Origin of the sequence: Thioclava sediminum (assembly GCF_002020355.1) — a bacterium.
Taxonomy (GTDB): Bacteria; Pseudomonadota; Alphaproteobacteria; order Rhodobacterales; family Rhodobacteraceae; genus Thioclava; species Thioclava sediminum.
Genome location: NZ_MPZV01000002.1, coordinates 909,479 through 924,788, shown reverse-complemented (window position 1 = coordinate 924,788; position 15,310 = coordinate 909,479). Strand labels below are relative to the sequence as shown.

Annotated in this window: 14 protein-coding genes; 4 read left to right on the top strand and 10 right to left on the bottom strand. The window is 65.6% G+C overall.

The features are described 5' to 3' along the window. Window positions 1-52 precede the first annotated feature (52 nt). The 9 genes from BMI91_RS11780 to BMI91_RS11740 all read right to left on the bottom strand — a co-directional run bounded on the left by BMI91_RS11780 (window position 53) and on the right by BMI91_RS11740 (window position 11,907). Complete coding sequence (locus BMI91_RS11780; protein WP_078600924.1) at window positions 53-1,231, bottom strand: DNA recombination protein RmuC; 1,179 nt, start codon at window positions 1,229-1,231, stop codon at window positions 53-55. After that, entirely contained in the window at window positions 1,228-3,126 is a 1,899-nt protein-coding gene (gene mutL, locus BMI91_RS11775) for a DNA mismatch repair endonuclease MutL (RefSeq protein ID WP_078605022.1), read from the bottom strand. The genes BMI91_RS11780 and mutL overlap by 4 nt, the downstream gene beginning before the upstream one ends. A 65-nt stretch (window positions 3,127-3,191) precedes the next feature. Next, entirely contained in the window at window positions 3,192-4,517 is a 1,326-nt protein-coding gene (locus tag BMI91_RS11770) for a M16 family metallopeptidase (protein ID WP_078605021.1), read from the bottom strand. Further along, a complete protein-coding gene (locus tag BMI91_RS11765) occupies window positions 4,514-5,896 on the bottom strand; it encodes a M16 family metallopeptidase (RefSeq protein ID WP_078605020.1) in 1,383 nt (460 codons plus the stop codon). Before BMI91_RS11765 ends, BMI91_RS11770 begins: the two co-directional genes overlap by 4 nt. Window positions 5,897-5,989: 93 nt before the next feature. Then, window positions 5,990-6,541: a DUF3035 domain-containing protein gene (locus BMI91_RS11760; protein WP_078542514.1), complete on the bottom strand. Its 552-nt coding sequence runs from the start codon at window positions 6,539-6,541 to the stop codon at window positions 5,990-5,992. A 71-nt stretch (window positions 6,542-6,612) separates the two neighbouring features. Beyond that, window positions 6,613-7,092: a signal peptidase II gene (gene lspA, locus BMI91_RS11755; protein WP_078521531.1), complete on the bottom strand. Its 480-nt coding sequence runs from the start codon at window positions 7,090-7,092 to the stop codon at window positions 6,613-6,615. An 84-nt stretch (window positions 7,093-7,176) separates the two neighbouring features. Next, a complete protein-coding gene (purH, locus tag BMI91_RS11750) occupies window positions 7,177-8,763 on the bottom strand; it encodes a bifunctional phosphoribosylaminoimidazolecarboxamide formyltransferase/IMP cyclohydrolase (RefSeq protein ID WP_078605019.1) in 1,587 nt (528 codons plus the stop codon). Between the two features lie 64 nt (window positions 8,764-8,827). After that, complete coding sequence (locus tag BMI91_RS11745; RefSeq protein WP_078605018.1) at window positions 8,828-10,549, bottom strand: heparinase II/III family protein; 1,722 nt, start codon at window positions 10,547-10,549, stop codon at window positions 8,828-8,830. Between the two features lie 86 nt (window positions 10,550-10,635). Continuing rightward, window positions 10,636-11,907 carry an RsmB/NOP family class I SAM-dependent RNA methyltransferase gene (locus BMI91_RS11740; protein WP_078605017.1) on the bottom strand — a complete coding sequence of 424 codons (1,272 nt, stop codon included), beginning with the start codon at window positions 11,905-11,907 and terminating at the stop codon, window positions 10,636-10,638. A gap of 80 nt (window positions 11,908-11,987) precedes the next feature. Between BMI91_RS11740 and BMI91_RS11735 the strand changes: the two genes are divergently transcribed. Next, window positions 11,988-12,173: a DUF1674 domain-containing protein gene (locus tag BMI91_RS11735; RefSeq protein ID WP_078521523.1), complete on the top strand. Its 186-nt coding sequence runs from the start codon at window positions 11,988-11,990 to the stop codon at window positions 12,171-12,173. Between the two features lie 78 nt (window positions 12,174-12,251). On the opposite strand, the gene dapB is transcribed toward BMI91_RS11735, so the two are convergent. After that, complete coding sequence (gene dapB / locus BMI91_RS11730; protein WP_078605016.1) at window positions 12,252-13,061, bottom strand: 4-hydroxy-tetrahydrodipicolinate reductase; 810 nt, start codon at window positions 13,059-13,061, stop codon at window positions 12,252-12,254. 97 nt (window positions 13,062-13,158) lie between these two features. Between dapB and rbfA the strand changes: the two genes are divergently transcribed. From rbfA to truB, 3 genes are read left to right on the top strand one after another with little or no spacing between them, the layout of a single operon-like run. Then, window positions 13,159-13,590: a 30S ribosome-binding factor RbfA gene (gene rbfA / locus BMI91_RS11725; RefSeq protein ID WP_078605122.1), complete on the top strand. Its 432-nt coding sequence runs from the start codon at window positions 13,159-13,161 to the stop codon at window positions 13,588-13,590. Next, window positions 13,559-14,320 (top strand): phosphodiester glycosidase family protein, encoded by a 762-nt coding sequence (locus BMI91_RS11720; protein WP_078605015.1) that lies wholly within the window; start codon window positions 13,559-13,561, stop codon window positions 14,318-14,320. The genes rbfA and BMI91_RS11720 overlap by 32 nt, the downstream gene beginning before the upstream one ends. Window positions 14,321-14,371: 51 nt before the next feature. Beyond that, a complete protein-coding gene (gene truB / locus BMI91_RS11715) occupies window positions 14,372-15,274 on the top strand; it encodes a tRNA pseudouridine(55) synthase TruB (RefSeq protein WP_078605014.1) in 903 nt (300 codons plus the stop codon). Window positions 15,275-15,310: the final 36 nt, after the last annotated feature.

The following is a 15,310-nucleotide window of genomic DNA, read 5'->3' as shown; positions in this document are numbered from 1 at the left end:
CTATGCCAATCTCCGAAGGGGGGCGCAGCCGAAAAGCGACGCTTGGCGCCGCCTAGGCCTTCTTTTCGGCGGTCGAGACAAGCAGCGGCTGTGCGGCCGTATCGGGGGCCAGCTCCTCGAAATCGAAATTGTCGAGGCGACGCGCGCGTTTCCCCGCCTTCTCGGCGGAGATCTTGATCTCGGAGATGTCTTTCGCAGCCTGCCCGAAATGCCGGTCGAGGTTTTCGACACGGGTGCCGAGCCGGTCGACATCGGAATAAAGCGCGGCCAGTTCTTTCCGGATCGCGCCCGCCTGTTCGCGCATCCGCGCATCCTTCAGCACGGCGCGCATCGTGTTCAGCGTCGCCATGCAGGTCGTGGGCGATACGATCCAGACCTTCGCGGCAAAGCCTTCGCGCACCAGTTCGGGGAAATTCGCGTGCAGCTCGGCATAGACCGCCTCGGACGGCAGGAACATCAGCGCGCCGTCCGCCGTCTCGCCTTCGAGGATGTATTTCTCCGAGATCGCCTTGATATGGGCGCGCACCGCCGTTTTCATCGCGCGGGTGGCCTCCTGGCGCTCCCATTGCGTATCGGCGCGGCGCAGCGCCTCATAGGCTTCCAGCGGGAATTTGCTATCGATCACGATGGGTCCGGGCGGGTTCGGCAGATGGATCAGGCAATCCGCGCGCTTCCCGTTCGAGAGCGTCGCCTGCATCGTGAAACTGTCCGAGGGCAGCGCCTTGCCGACGATATCGTGCAGCTGAATCTCCCCGAAAGCGCCACGGGTCTGCTTGTTCGACAGGATGTCCTGCAGGCCCAGCACATTGCCGGAAAGCTTCTCGATATTGGCCTGCGCCTTGTCGATCGCCTCCAGTCGCTGATGCAGATCGCCCAGCGAGCGCGCCGTGCGTGTCGCGGTGCCATGCAGGCTTTCCGACATGCCGCGCGAAACTTCGGCCAGGCGCTGTTCCATCAGGGCGAGCACCTTGGTCTGGCTCGCAGCCTGCGCCTCGGAGACGTGATGCAGCCCGCCCGACAGCTGTTGCTGCCCGTCCGAGAGGCTTTGCACCCGCTGAGCGAGAAGGTTCATCTGGCCGACCATCGGGTCCATCGCGCGGGTCTGACGGCCCGCAGCGCGCAGCATGGCGACCATCAGGATCAGCAGGATAACAAGTGCCGCGCTGCCGAGCAGAAGGCCGAGCGTCAGCGGGTCGTTCAGGGTCAGGGTCATATCGCCAAGCTGGATCATGTGCGGCCAAACAGTCTTTCAATATCGCTGAGCTTCAATTCGACATACGTCGGACGCCCATGGTTGCACTGGCCGGAATGGGGCGTGGCCTCCATCTGGCGCAGCAGCGCGTTCATTTCGTCGGCGCGCATCTGGCGGCCCGAGCGGATCGAGCCGTGGCAGGCCATGCGGCTGAGCACCGCTTCGATCTTGGCCTGCACCAACTGGCTGTCGCCGAGATCGGACAGCTCGTCGAGCACGTCGCGCAGCAGCCCTTCGGCATTGATCTCGCCCAGAACGGCGGGGGTTTCGCGCACCGCGATCGCGCTGCCGCCGAAGGGTTCGATGGTGAGGCCAAGGCGGGCGAGCGCGTCGGCATGTTCCAAAAGCAGCGCGGCGTCGCCTTGGCTGAGTTCGACGATCTCGGGGATCAGCAGCGCCTGCGCGGGCACCCCATTCTCGGCCATCTGGCCTTTCAGCTTCTCATAGACGAGCCGCTCATGCGCGGCGTGCTGATCGACGATGACGATGCCGCGCTCGGTCTGGGCGATGATGTAATTCTCATGCACCTGCGCACGCGCCGCGCCCAAGGGCCTCTCGGTCAGCGCAGGTTCGGCCGGGGCAGGGGCCTCGGCCCGCGCCGAGGGCGCATAGTCGAAGCTGGGCGCAGGGGCCTCCTGAAAGGACGGCTGCTGGTAGGATAACTGCTGATAGGCCGGATCGGGCAGCGGCGCCTGCGCGGAGTAGGACGAGCGCATCGCGCCGAGGCTCGGGCGATCCATCTGATAGATGCGCGGCGGCTGATCGGCGGTGGGTTCGGGGCGCATCGCGCCAAGCGTCGCATCCGAGACGGTCGAGGACGCCCGGTGCCCCGCCTGCGCCAGCGCATGGCGCAGCCCGGTCACGATCAGCCCGCGCACGGTCGCGGCCTCGCGGAAGCGGACCTCGGCCTTGGCGGGGTGGACGTTGACGTCGACACGCTCGGGCTCGCAGGTCAGGAACAGGCAGGCGGCGGGATGACGTTCGCGGCTGAGGAAATCCATGTAAGCCGCGCGCAGCGCGCCGGTCAGCTGCTTGTCGCGCACGGGACGACCGTTGACGAACAGGAACTGCTCCACCGCCGCGCCGCGCGAATAGGTGGGCAGTGCTGCGTAGCCGGTCAGGCGGATATCTTCGCGCTCGGCGTCGATCTTCACCGCGTTATCCGAGAAGGCGCGCCCGATCACCCGGGCCAGTCGTTCCGAGAGCGCGTCGAACAGCTCGCCCTGCTCGCCATCGGCGCGGAAAATCTCGCGCGATTTGCCGTTCGAGACATCGGTGAGGGTGAAGCTGACATAGGGCTCTGCCATCGCGAGCCGCTTCATCACATCGGCGATCGCCTGCGCCTCGGCCCGGTCGGTGCGCATGAATTTCAGCCGCGCGGGCGTCGCGAAGAACAGGTCGCGCAGTTCGACCACGGTGCCCCGGTTCAACGCCGCCGGTTTCACCGGTCCAATCTGGCCGCCCGCCACGCTGATCTGGAAGGCGTCGAGACCATCGACGCGCGAGGTGATCGTCAGCCGTCCGACCGCACCAAGCGAAGGCAGAGCCTCGCCGCGAAAGCCGAAAGTGTGGATGTTGAGAAGGTCCGAGCCATCGATCTTCGAGGTGGCATGGCGCGAGAGCGCCAGCGGCAGATCCTCGGCGGTCATCCCGCAGCCGTCGTCGGTCACGCGGATCAGCGTCTTGCCGCCATCGCAATATTCCACCGCGACCCGCGACGCGCCCGCGTCCAGCGCGTTCTCCACCAGCTCTTTCACGGCAGAGGCCGGACGTTCGACCACCTCGCCTGCTGCAATGCGGTTTGCCGCAGCGTCATCGAGCTGCCGGATCACGGGGCGCTCAGACGCGCCGATATTGCGGTTGTGCTGGTTCATTCCACTAGGGATAGCATGGCGCGACGCTCATCTAAAGAGATTCGCGCCAGCTATCCCCAGCCAAATCAGTTCAGGCCCTGCGGGCGTCCGACGACCACGAAGGTGAGGTTGTCGGGGTTCAGGATACGCTTGGCGACGCGCTGGACATCGGCCTTCGTGACCGCGTTCACCTTGTCGTTGCGGGTGTCGATATAGCTCGGCGCCATGTCGTTGAGCTGCATCCCCGTCAGGATGCCCGCGATCGTGCCATTGCCGTCGAAGCGCAGCGGATAGGCGCCGGTGAGGTAGGTCTTGGCGTCCTCCAGTTCCTTGTCGGTGACCTGGCCGGTCGCCGCTTTCTTCCACTGTTCTTTGACGACCGAGATCGCCTCGGCGACCTTCTCATTGGCGGAGGCGAAGCTGCCCTGCCACGTCTTCGCCAGATCCTTGTCGACGATATAGGAGGCGATTCCATAGGTCAGGCCGCGCTTCTCGCGCACCTCGTCCATCAGCCGCGACGAGAACCCACCCGCGCCGACGATCTGGTTGAGCACATAGGCCGCGAAGAAATCGGGGTCTTTCAGGCCGATCCCCTTCTGGCCGAACATCACCACCGATTGCGGGCTGTCGAAATCGACCGTGGTCACGCCGCCCTTGAAGCTCGGATCGGCGGGGGGCGGCATGTCGGCACCCTTGGCGGGCAGATCGCCCAGCAGCTTGTCGAGCATCGGCCCGAGCTCTTCCGGGGTGATGTCGCCCACGGCGGAGACCACCAAGTGATCGCGGCTCATCACGCGGTCCTTGGCTTCGAACAGATCCTCGCGCGTGAGGCCCTTCACGCTCTCGACGGTGCCGTTGAGCGAACTGCCATAGGGGTGATCGCCATAGGTGATCTCGCGGAATTTCTCGGCCGCGATGTCGTTGGGGTTTTGCTTGTCAGATGCGATCACGGCCAGCACCTGCTGGCGCACGCGTTCGATCGCGCTTTGATCGAAGCGCGGATTGACCAGCGCCTCGCGCAGAAGCTCGACGGATTTGTCGCGGTTCTCGGTCAGCATCCGGGCCGAGATATCGAGCGAGTCGTCGCCCACGTCGAAGCCGAATTGCGCGGCCAGCGCCTCCTCGGCCTCGGCGAATTGCTGCGAGTTCTTCTCGCCCGCGCCCTCTTCGAGCGTGGCGGTCATCAGGTTGATCGCGCCGCGTTTGCCGGTCGCATCGAGGCTCGCCCCGCCGCGGAAGGCGATGTCGAGCGCGGTGAAGGGGATGTCGTGATTCTCCACCAGCCAAGCCTTGATGCCGCCGGGCGACGTGACCTGCTGAATGTCGATCGCACGAGCGGGCAGCGCCAGGATGCATGCAAAGAGCGACGCCATCACGAGGCGCGCGGTGATCGGGAAACGGGTGTGGATCATTGGGTGATCTCCTGCGCAGGCGCGGGCGGTGCGGCGGGGGCCGCAGCTTCGGTGGGGGCGTCATCGGGGCGCTTGGCATAGCCCGTCACCGAGTCCTTGTTCTGGAACAGGTCGCGAGCGGCGGCCATCACGTCCTCTTCCGTCACCGAGGTCAGAACATCCGGCCAATCCTCGACATCTTTCACCGAGAAGCCCGAGGCCAGCGCCTCGCCATAGCGCCGCGCGAGGCCCTGCGTGTTGTCGCGCGAATAGATTTCGGCGGCCTTCACCTGCGTCTTGATGCGGGCGAATTGCTCGGGGTCAATGCCCTCCTTCAGGAATTGCTTCAGCGCCGTGTCGAGCGCCTTTTCGGCCTCGGGGAGGCTCACGTCCTTGGCGGGCATCACCGAGAGGTTGAAGGTCGTCGCATCGATCGACATGCCGTCGTAATAGCTCGACGCATAGATCGCGGTGCCGTCGCCATAGATCAGCTTGCGGCCCAGCACGGAGGTCGCCTGATTGCCACCGAGAATCTCGGACAGCACAGTCAGGGCGGCGGCGCGCTTCTGGTCGCCCGGATTGCGTTCGGGGGCGAGGTAGCTGCGCACCAGATAGGGCTGTGCGATCTGCGGATCCTCGAAGGTCAGGTGGCGCGAGGCGCGTTGCGGCGGCTCCTGCGGGCGGGCGCGGGGGCTGAGGTCTTCGGTCGGTTTCAGCTTGCCGTAATACTTCTCGGCCAGCGCCTTCACCTCGTCGGGCTTCACATCGCCCGCGACCACGAGGATCGCGTTATTGGGTGCATAATATTCGTGATACCAGTTGAGCGCGTCCTGCCGGGTCAGCCCTTCCATCTCCTTGCGCCAGCCGATGACCGGCGTGCCGTAGGGTGAATTGAGGAACTGCGAGGCGCGCGTCTGTTCGTTGAACAGAGCCTGCGGATTGGAATCGGTACGCTGCGCGCGTTCTTCGAGGATAACCTGCAGTTCGGTCTTCGCGTCATCGGGCGAAATCCGCAGATTGCGCATCCGATCCGCTTCCATCTTCATCACCAGCGGCAGCCGGTCGGCCGCGATGCGCTGGAAATAGGCGGTGTAATCGTAGCTGGTGAAGGCGTTGTCCGAGCCGCCATTGGCCGCGACCGTCTTCGACAGCTCACCGGGCGCCATCGTGTCGGTGCCCTTGAACATCAGGTGTTCGAGGTAATGGGCGATGCCGGATTTACCGCGCTTCTCGTCGGCCGACCCGGCTTTGTACCAGACCATATGAACCACGACCGGAGCGCGATGATCCTCGATCACGACGCCTTTCAGGCCGTTTTCCAACTCGAAGGTAGAGACGTCACCGGCCACCGCCGGGCTCAGACCTGCTAATGTCAGCAGGGCGAACAGGAATGCACGCAATGCCCAACTCCTCACAAGACACAGTTTGGGCGAAGATAAGCACTCTCGCCCGACGTGCAAACGCCGGTGACGTTCTCGTGATGATTTCTCGGATTACTTGACCGCGCGCTGCGCTTCGCCCGAGGGCGGTGCGCCGGGCGTGACGACGCCGAGGCGGCGCCAGCGCTCAAGCTCTGCCGACTGGTCGAGCTCCATCGGCTTGTAGGCTTTGTAATAGACCGAAACCTGGAACAGACGCTCCAGCAGGCGGCCGTCGTGATCCTTGCGCCACTGATAATCCTCGGCGGCGAGGGTCTGGCGGATGCCCGACTGGCTGCCGTAGCGCGACGCGGCGGAGACCAGCGCGCGATCGGAGGTCGGGACCTGTCCGGTCTCGTCGAGGCGGCGCGGATTGCCACCAAGGGCTGCGACGGCATCGGCTTCGGGCGTGGGATCGGTGATGTTCTTGCCACCCGGCGTGGGCGGCGGCAGCGCATCGAGGTTCTCCGGCATCTCCAACGGTTTCGTCGGAATCACGCCGAATTCGTCCGGGCCCTGGTGCGAAGACCGTAGATTCATCAGGCTGGGATCGCGGGAATTGCCGCAGGCAGCCAGCGTCAGTACCGCTGTAAACGCGAGTCCGAGCGTGCCGATCTTCGCCTGCATGAACCACTCCCTTGCCAGTTCCGCCCCCGTCTTAACGCAACATTGGAGCGTCGTCACCTGCGAAAAACAGGCTAGCCGTCGTTGGCGCGATGGTCCTTGCCGGTGAACAGCACCAGACCGACCGCGCCGAGGAAAATCGCCACATCGGCGACGTTGAAAGAATAGGGGTTCTGCCAGCCCGGCAGCGACATGTTCAGGAAGTCCGCCACCGCGCCATAGACGAGCCTGTCGACCACGTTGCCAAGCGCGCCGCCGACCAGCAGCCCTGCCGAGATATTCACCCGCGCCGAATGCGGCTCACGCGCGATCCAGACCCAGACCCAGAGCGAAATCACAAGCGCCACGATAATCAGTACCCAGCGCATCCAGTCGGTTTCGCCGGAGAACAGGCCGAAATTGACGCCGCGATTCCACGCCATGCGAAAGTTGAGGTAGGGCGGCACCACGTCGATCGCGCCGCGCTGATCGAGATGCATCCCCTGCACGACGATATATTTCGACACCTGGTCGAGGAGCAGGACGCCCGCTGTCACTTTCGCTGCTAGCCGCATCTGGCCCTCGTTTGTTTCTCGTCACGTCTTCATGCCAGAAGGCGCAGCCCGGTATCTACCGGGCTACGCAAAGATACCGGCAGATCAGTGGCGGAAATGGCGCATTCCGGTGAAGACCATCGCGAGCCCGCGCTCGTTCGCCGCGTCGATCACTTCCTGATCGCGCATCGAGCCGCCGGGCTGGATGATCGCGGTGGCGCCGGCCTCAGCCGCGGTGATCAGACCGTCTGCGAAGGGGAAGAAGGCGTCGGACGCCACGACCGATCCCTTGGTGGGCGTCTCGGTCAGGCCGGCGGCTTCCATCATGTCTTCGGCCTTGCGCGCCGCGATCCGGGTCGAGTCGACACGGCTCATCTGGCCCGCGCCCACGCCGACGGTTGCGCCGTCCTTGACGTAGATGATCGCGTTCGACTTGACGTGTTTCGCGACTTTCCACGCGAAGAGCAGGTCTTTGAGTTCCCGCTCGGAGGGCTGGCGCTCGGTCACGACTTTCAGATCGTCCAGCGTGATCACGCCATTGTCCTTGTCCTGCACGAGGAAGCCGCCCGCGACCTGACGATAGGTCGTGATCGGTGCGGTGATGTCGGGCAGGCCTCCGGTTTCCAGCAGGCGCACGTTCTTCTTCTTCGCGATGACCTCTTTCGCGGCGTCGTCCACCGACGGCGCGATGATGACTTCCGAGAAGATCTTGGTGATCTCTTCGGCGGTCGCCGCATCCAGCGTCTGGTTCAGCGCGATGATGCCGCCGAAGGCCGAGGTCCGGTCGCAGTCGAAGGCGCGCTTATAGGCCTCGATCACGGTCTCGCCGGTCGCCACGCCGCAGGGGTTCGCGTGCTTGATGATCGCGACGGCGGGTTTCTCGGTGCCGAATTCCGAGACCAGCTCATAGGCGGCATCGGTGTCGTTGATGTTATTGTAGCTCAGTTCCTTGCCCTGAAGCTGCTTGGCGGTCGCGACGCCCGGACGGTTCGTGCCGTCGAGGTAGAAGGCCGCCTGCTGATGCGGGTTCTCGCCGTAGCGCAGGGTCTGCGCGAGCGTGCCTGCGAAGGCACGGCGGCGCGGGGTCTCTTCGCCGATGGCGCCTGCCATCCAGGTCGAGACGGCGGCGTCATAGGCAGCGGTGCGCGCATAGGCGATCTGGGCGAGGCGCTGGCGGAACGGGTAGGAGGTCGCGCCGTCATTCGCGTCGAGCTCTTCGAGCACGGCGGCGTAATCTTCGACATCCACGACGGTCGAGACGAAGGCGTGGTTCTTCGCCGCGGCCCGGATCATCGCCGGGCCACCGATATCGATATTCTCGATGCAGGTGTCGTAATCGGCGCCCTTCGCGACCGTTTCCTCGAACGGGTAGAGGTTCACCACCAGCAGGTCGATCGCCTCGATCTGATGCGCTTCCATCGCGGCGAGGTGTTCTTCGTTGTCGCGCAGCGCCAGCAGGCCGCCATGCACTTTCGGATGCAGCGTCTTGACGCGGCCGTCCATCATCTCCGGGAATCCCGTCAGATCGGCGACGTCGCGCACGCTGAGGCCAGCTTCGCGCAGGGTCTTGGCGGTGCCGCCGGTCGAGAGAAGTTCGACGCCGCGCGCGGCAAGCGCTTGGGCGAAGTCGACCAGTCCGGTCTTGTCGGAAACGGAAATCAGCGCACGGGTCAGGGGGATCGGGCGGGTCACGGGCAGCTCCTCGCAAGGCTCAGGTCAGGGGCGCCCAGGGCCATCCTCGGGATCTGCCCCAAGGTCAGGGCGCGTCGATGGCCGTGGAGTTATCGCGTGCTTGCGAAAAGGTCCAGCCAATCTGGCAAGCCCGGTCCAGAACCTTGCTGGAAAGCACGATCTGTTGCGCAGGACGCGGGCGAATGCGCCCTTTTTCGAGGTAAACCGAGGGTTCCAACGCCAGATCGGCGACCCCGTCATGTCGGAAAATCCAGATTTCCCCGGTGCGCAGCGCAACCGAGACGGCGGTGCCGCCCAGATCGAGCGCCGCGTCGCAATCGGGATGCAGGTGGAAGCGGATGTCGAAGGGAATGCCGCGCAGGCCTTCACGCTCGAATATCTGGTCGAACCGGTCGATGTCGTCAGGGGTCATCGCGCCGAGCGTGTCGCGCCCGCGCAATTCGCGCCCGTCGACGGACAGGTCCAGCTCGCGGATATGCGACATGCCATGGGTCTCGGCATAGCCGTCATGGCCGAAGATCATCCCGGTCTCCGACAGATCGTCAGGCTTGAACCAGACGGTTTTCGGCGTTTTGTCGAGATAGGCGCGCGGGGCCCGTCCGAACAGGCGCTCGGGGCCGAGGCGGGACGAGGAATAGCCTCGGATCGAGAGGGTCGAATGGCTGGCGGTGGCGCGGCCTGCGCGGTGCCAGTCCGAGCCGAATTGCGCACCCGAGCCGCAATTGACGATCAGCGGGCGGCGGCCCGAGGTCAGCTCGAAGGCCAGCGTCGAGGCATGGGCATTGGCCGAGGCGTCGCCCTGCGGCGGTCGCGCCGCGTCGATGATCAGCGAGCCGCGCCCGCCCTGCATCCGCACGAAACCCATCGCGATCGGCTCGCGCCGGACGCTGCGGATACCGGTCGCCGAAAGCGCCGTGTCGAGCCGCCCTTCGGGTCCGCGCCCGCCACCGTGAAATCGCGCGAGCGCCCCATCGGAGTGGCGCAGCGCGCGCAGGGTGGGGGCGATCCGCGCGATCGCATCGAGGATCGGACTGGGCGGCGTGCGCCCTGCCGTCTGCAACGCCTCCGCGGCCCAGTTCAACAGCGTCAGAATCTCCAGCAATTCCTCGGGGTTTCGGGTCGCGATCCCGCCCTCGGCGTCGATCTCCGCCGCGCAATCGCGCGACAGGGCCTCCAGCGCGGGGTCGGCATGGCGCTCCATTCCGGTCAGCGCAAGACCCGCATAGACAAGCCCAGTCAGCGCCTCAAACCGCGGAAGCCCGCAGGCCGCGCCCGCCCAGCGTTTCGATAGGAAGATCGTCTGTTGCCCCAGCGCGCGGAAGAAACGGTCGGCATCCTCGCGTTCGCGTCCGTTCAGCAGCAGGATCGCATGGTTGATCCAGCGGATCAGGCGGCGCCCCGTCAGGTCGGGCGTCCAGCCCGGCCCGCTGCCGTCGCCGAAGCGGTCGATCCAGCCGAAGACCCAGTCTTGTGCGCGCAGGCGCGCCTCGCGGGTGCCCAGCGCCGCAAGGTCGTCGAGCCAGCCGCAGCCCTGCAGCGCATCCTCGAAAGCCGGGCCGGGTATCGGCAGGTCCCAGATATTGACCCCGGGGCCTTCGATCAGAGAGCCCGCAAACAGGAAGTTGCCCTGAACGAGTTGCCGTCCCTTGGCGTAAGAGCCGATCGTGCGCGGCTCGGGCTGGCTGACGAATCCGGTCGCCGTCTGCGCACGGCCTGCGCGCGCAGCAGCAAGGCGGTTCAGCGCCGTGCCGAGTTTTGCCGATGATCGGGTTCTGTCCTTACCCATTCCGTTGCCGCTTGCATGCCCTTCTGTCGGGGAATGCGGTCACGTTACTGGGAGGCAGGCGCGCTGTCACCGCCTCGGCGGTCGGTTCACGCAGAGCGTTGCAGTCGCGCCATGTAGAACCCGTCCATCCCCCCGAGATCAGGCCAGAAATCGGGCCGCAGCCGCAGCCCGCCCTCCTCGGTGATCCAGTCCGGCTCGATGCCGGGCAGGTCGGGACGGATCACGGTGAGGTCCGGATGCCGTGTAAGCGCCGCCTTGATCTGCGCCTCGCCCTCTTCGGGCAGAAGCGAGCAGGTCGCATAGACCAGCGTGCCGCCGGGTTTGAGCCATTGCAGCGCGCGGTCCAGAAGCTGTTCCTGCAGCGTGAAAAGCGGCTTGATCGAGGCGCCGTCCTTGATGAAGGGCAGGTCGGGATGTCGGCGGATCGTGCCGGTGGCCGAGCAGGGCGCATCGAGCAGGATCGCATCGAAGGGGGCCTCAGGCTCCCATTCGAGCGCGTCGGCCGCGACGATCTCGGCCTCTATCTGCGTCCGGTCGAGGTTTTCCGCCAGCCGCTCCAGCCGCGCCTCGGAGATATCGAGGGCGGTCACATCGGCGCCCATCGCGGCGAGTTGCAGCGTCTTGCCGCCGGGGGCTGCACACAGGTCGAGCACGCGTGCGCCAGATGCCGGGGCCAGCAGCTTCGCGGGCAGCGCGGCGGCAGCATCCTGCACCCACCAAGCGCCGTCTTCGAAACCGGCCAGTTCGGACACTTTGCCCGGATCGGTCAGCCGCAGCGAGCCCGTCGGCAGAAGCGTCGCCCCCAGCGTCTCGGCCCAACCTGCGGCATCGTCTTTCACGCTCAGATCGAGCGGCGCGCCCGCCAGATGCGCAACCTCCATCGCCTGCGCGGCCTTCTTGCCAAAGGACGACATGACGCGCCCGCGCAGCCAGCCCGGCATTTCCGGCGCGGGCGTCGCGGCCCATTTCTCGCCTTCCTCGGAGACCTTGCGCAGCACGGCATTCACCAGCCCCGAGAAGCTTTGCAGCTTCGGCCCGGCCGATTTCACCAGCGTCACGGCAGCATCGACCACGCCATGTGGGGCTTGCTTTTCCTCCAGCAGCTCGACCGTGGCCAGCCGCAGGATCGCCATCACATCCGTTGGCGTGCGACGGCGCAGATGCGGTTTGATGATCCGGTCGGCGCGTCCCAGGTGGCGCAGCGTCGTCGTCGCAAGGCGCTGGGCGCGGGCACGCTGTGCAGGCTCCAGCCCGTCGAGCGCCTCCGCACCGATCTGCTCGGCGAGGCTTTCGCGATCCTCGAGAACGCCCACGATCAGGCCAAGGGCTGCGCGGCGCGCGGGGTCGGGTCTGGACATGGGCTGCGGCTTCCTAGCTTGTTGCGGCTTAAGCACGGGCCTATATCATGCCCCGATCCACAGACAAGAAAGGACGCGCCATGTCCGATCAGCCCGAAGAGACCCGCGACCTGCCGCCCGCCGCGATCCGCGCGCTCGCCGAAGCCGAGGAGCGCCGCAAGAACGCGCAGGCGGCAGAACTGCCGACCGAGCTTGGCGGTCGCGACGGACCCGAGCCCGTGCGTTATGGCGATTGGGAGAAGAAAGGCCTCGCGATCGACTTCTGATCGCGGTGCGGTCTCAGAGGCCGGGGGCGCTGCCCCCGGACCCCCGGGATATTTGAATCAAGAGGAAGAGGGCGCCTTTCAGAGCCCCAGCACGTCCAGCATGTCGTACTCGCCGGGGCGCTTGTCCTGCCCCCAGAGCGCGGCCTTGAGCGCGCCGCGCGCGAAGATGGCGCGATCGGTGGCGACATGGCGCAGGATGATCCGCTCGCCCATGCCGGCGAACAGCACGTCATGCTCGCCCACGATATCGCCGCCGCGAATGGCCGAGAAACCGATCGCACCATGCTTGCGTGCGCCGGTGATGCCGTCGCGGCCCGACTCGCGATTGTCGTCGAGCGAGATGCCACGGCCTTCCGCCGCCGCCTCGCCCAGCATCAGCGCGGTGCCCGAGGGCGCATCAACCTTCTTGTTGTGATGCGCTTCGATCACCTCGATATCCCAATCGGCATCGAGCGCGGCCGCGACTTTCTTCGTCAGCTGCGTGAGCAAGTTCACCCCGAGGCTCATGTTGCCCGCCCGCACGATCACGGCGTGCCGCGCGCAAGGTGCGAGCGCCGCGATATCGTCCTCGTCCATGCCGGTCGTGCCGATCACATGGGTCAGGCGTGCCTGCGCAGCGATCTTGGCGAATTCGCGGGTGGCAGCGGGCGCGGTGAAGTCGATCACGGCCTGCGCGCCGGAAAACGCCTCGAGCGGATCGTCGGTCACGATCACACCGTTCGGCGCGCCGCCCATCACCTCGCCCAGATCTTTGCCGACCCAGTCGTGGCCCGTGCGTTCGACGGCGCCCACAAGGCGCGCCTTGTCGCTCTCGCTCACGGTGCGGATCAGCATCTGGCCCATCCGGCCCGACGCTCCGGTGATCACGATGCCCGGCAGGTCGCTCATGTCTTTCTCCTTCACGGTTTCGCGCTATCTAGCTTGCACAGGCGGGCTTGGCAAAGCCCCCGTTGCGCAAAACCCGCAGACGCCCTATGTGAGCGCCATGGCAAAGAACCGTTTCTCCTCGGGCGATGGCCCTTCGCAACGTCAGCTTCGCATGGGCGAGTTGATCCGACGCACGCTGTCGGACCTCCTGATGCGGGGCGATGTGCATGATCCCGATCTCAACCGCGTCTCGGTGACGGTGGGCGAGGTGCGCTGCTCTCCCGACCTGAAGGTCGCGACCGCCTATGTTACGCCCTTGGGCGGCGAAGGCGGCAAAGAGCTGATCGCGGCGCTTGCGCGCAACAAGGGCGAGCTGCGCCGCTTGCTCGGCAAGGAAATGACCGCGAAATACAGCCCCGATCTGCGCTTCCGGCTGGACGAGACCTATGATCGTCTCGATGAGACGCGCCGGATCTTCTCGGACGAGACGGTGCAGCGCGATATCGCTGCGCGCGACGATGACAAAGACGATGAAGACGATCGCGACTAATGCTGCGGCGCTGATGCTGTTGGCCACGCCTGCGCTGGCCGACGCACCCTGCGCAGATCGCAGCTTCGATGGAACGACCTACACGGTCTGCGAAGCCAAGCTCGGGCAGGACCTGAAGCTGTTCCTCGACGATCCCGACGGCAATCTAATCGGCACGCCCGAGCGGCTTTCCGAGGTCGTTCCCCAGGGCGACCGAGTCGTCTTCGCGATGAATGCCGGGATGTATCATCCCGATCGCAAGCCGGTGGGCCTGTTCATCGAGAACGGCAAGGAACTGCATTCGATCGTCACCTCGGAAGGTCCGGGCAATTTCGGTTTGCTGCCAAACGGGGTCTTCTGCATCGGAGAGAGGTTCTCGGTGACGGAATCGCGCGCCTTCGCCGCCGATCCGAAGGATTGCACCTATGCGACGCAATCGGGGCCGATGCTGGTGATCGACGGCGCGCTGCATCCGAAATTCCTCGCCGATGGCACGTCGAAGAATATCCGTAATGGGGTGGGGGTCTCGGCCGACGGCAAGACCGCCTATTTCGCGATCTCCGATGCGCCGGTGAGCTTTCACGAATTCGGCCGCTTCTTCCGTGACGAGATGCAGGTGCCCAACGCGCTCTATCTCGACGGCAAGATCTCGCGGCTGACCGTGCCCGGTCAGGGGCGCGAGGATATGGGTTTGCCGATGGGACCGATCGTCGCACTGATCGCGCCTGCCGCCCCCGCTGCTGGAGATTGACGGCTCGCGCCGCTTGGGCTAGCAGGCGCACCCTTGGAATATGGAGGCCTCATGGCACGCAAGAAGGGTCGCGACATTTCCGGCTGGCTGATCGTGGATAAGCCCGCGGACATCACCTCCACCTCGGTGGTGAACAAGGTGCGCTGGGCGCTGGGCGCCAAGAAGGCGGGCCATGCGGGCACGCTCGACCCGGCGGCGACCGGGGTTCTGGCGGTCGCGCTGGGCGAGGCCACCAAGACGGTGCCGTTCATCACCGATGCGCTGAAATGCTACCGGTTTCAGGTGCGGCTGGGCGCTGCGACCAAGACCGACGATGCCGAGGGCGAGGTGATAGAGACCTCCGATCTGCGCCCCACGGATGAAGAGATTGCCGCCGCGCTGACCGCCTTCGAAGGCGATATCGAACAGGTGCCGCCGCAGTTTTCCGCCGTGAAGGTCGATGGCGAGCGCGCCTATGCGCTGGCCCGGGCGGGCGAGGAAATGGATCTCGCCGCGCGGCCTCTTTACGTCGAAAGCCTCGTGATGCTGGGCCGTCCCGATGCCGACACGGTCGAGCTGGAACTGGTCTGCGGCAAGGGCGGCTATGTCCGCTCCATCGCGCGCGATCTTGGGCAAAAGCTCGGCTGTCTCGGCCATGTGCTCTGGCTGCGCCGGGAATGGTCGGGGCCCTTCGAGGCGAGCGACGGGATCACGCTGGCCGAGATCGACGAGCTGGCGAAGACGCCGGAGCTCGATGAGAAACTGCTGCCCGTGGAGCTCGGCCTTGATGATCTGCCGCAGCTGAAAGCGACGCCCGAAGGCGCGGTGCGGCTGAAGAACGGCAATCCGGGGATGGTGCTTCCCGGGGACGCCGAATGGGGCGAAGAAGTCTGGGTCAGCCATGAGGGCAAGCCGCTTGCCGTCGGCATCTATAAATCCGGCGAGGTCCATCCGAGCCGCGTCTTCAACCTTTGACGCGCCCCTTCCCCTTGGTCCAAATATCCCCGCCGG